1 protein-coding gene is annotated in these 1,794 nt (G+C 74.1%); it reads left to right on the top strand.

Annotation, left to right across the window (positions count from 1 at the left end; genetic code table 11):
* Positions 1-212: 212 nt before the first annotated feature.
* A partial coding sequence (locus tag P1P70_RS44210; RefSeq protein ID WP_319248086.1) for an ATP-binding protein occupies positions 213-1,794 on the top strand: 1,582 nt, incomplete at its 3' end.

Raw genomic sequence — 1,794 nt, 5'->3', positions numbered from 1 at the left:
GGGCGGGGGCCGGCGGTCGGGGCTGCGGGCGAACCGGTCATGGTCACTCCTGTGTCGCTGAGGCTTGCGGGGACGGTGGCCGCGACCGGCCCGAGGTGTCCGCCGGGTGCGATCGCCGTGGTCACAGCCTCCCCCGAGGGGGCCACGGCCCGCCTCCGTGGTGAGCACGGAATCCACCACGGAGAGGCCACGGAGCAGCCGATAATGGCCCGGTGTCCAGTCCAGTGGTCTCGGCCCGGGAAGCCGAAGTGCTCGCGCTGCTCGGGGAACACCTCAGCAACGCGGAGATCTCCGCGCGCCTGTTCATCTCCGTGCGCACGGTCGAGTCCCATGTCTCCGCCCTGCTGCGCAAGCTCGACGAACCGGACCGGCGCGCGCTCTCCCGGCGCGCGGCCGACCTGGCCCGTACGGACCGGCCCCGCCCGACGCCCGTCCTCCCCGCACCGCTGACGTCGTTCATCGGCCGGGTGCGCGAACGCGCCGAACTGGCCGAGGCGGTGAAGACCCGTCGGCAGGTCACGGCAGTCGGTCCGGGCGGGGTGGGCAAGACCCGGCTCGCGCTGGCGGTGGCGGCGGACGCGGCCGGTGTCTTCGCCGACGGTGTGTGGTTCGTCGACCTGGCCCCCGTCACCGATTCGGCGCGGGTCGGCGCGGCGATCGCGGCGGCCGTCGGCGTGGGCGAACAACCCGGGCGCGGCGTCGAGGAGTCGGTGCTCGCCGCCCTGGCGGACCGCGAGGCGCTGCTGGTCCTGGACAACTGCGAGCAGATACGCGACGGGGTAGTGCCCTTCCTGGAACGACTGCTGGTCGCCTGCCCGGGGCTCCGGGTGCTCGCGACGAGCCGGGCCCGGATGATGGTGCCGTTCGAGTGGGTCTTCCCCGTGCCGCCGCTGTCCTCGGACGGCGGCGCCGACTCGGAGGCCGTGACGCTCTTCCTGGAACGGGCGGCGGCGGTCGGCCTGCCACCCGAACCGGCCCTGCGCGACCGGATCGCGGCCATCTGCGAACGCCTCGACGGCATGGCGCTCGCGATCGAACTGGCGGCGGCACGCTGGCCCACGCTCGGACCGGACGGTCTCACGGCGGGCCTCTCCGACCAGCTGCGGATCCTCTCGGGCGGGCCGCGTGCGGACGACCGGCACCGGTCGGTACGGGCCGCGCTGGACTGGAGCCATGATCTGCTGGACTCGGCGGACCGGGCGCTGTTGCGGCGGATATCGGTGTTCGTGATGCCGTTCAGCGCGGAGGCGGCCGGAGCCGTCGCCGGGTTCGCGCCGCTCCGACCGGCAGCGGTCGCCGACGGGCTCGGACGGCTCGCCGAACAGAGCCTGCTCGCCGCTACACCGACCGCGAACGGCACGCGTTACCAGGCGTTGGAGACCATCCGCCAGTACGGGGCGGAGCGGCTCGCCGACGCCGACGAGCCGACGGCTGTGCGGTCGCGCCACGCCGCCTGGTGCCTGACCGCTGCGACCGCTCTCGCCGGAGCCGAGGGCCCGGACTTCCGCGCACGCTTCGACGCCGTCGCCGACGACCTCCGAGCGGCCCTGACCTGGGCCGCCACCCACCGGCCCCACCGCACGACCGCCCACCGCCTCGTCGTCGCCCTCGCGGGCCTGACCTTCACCCGCAACCTGCTCGGCGAGAGCCAACAACGCTACGAGCAGGCGGCGGCGCTCGCCGAGCCGGTTGCGGGGGCAGGGCAGGCCCGCGCGGGCGACGACGAAGCGGTGGGCGGTCGTGCGGTGGCTGTCTCTTATCTCCATCTCCGATCTCACGAAACAGGCAGAAAAA

The organism is Streptomyces sp. MB09-02B (genome assembly GCF_033794485.1).
Classification (GTDB): Bacteria; Actinomycetota; Actinomycetes; order Streptomycetales; family Streptomycetaceae; genus Streptomyces.
Note: the sequence above shows the minus strand (reverse complement) of the source record. Positions and strands in the feature narration are given on the sequence as shown.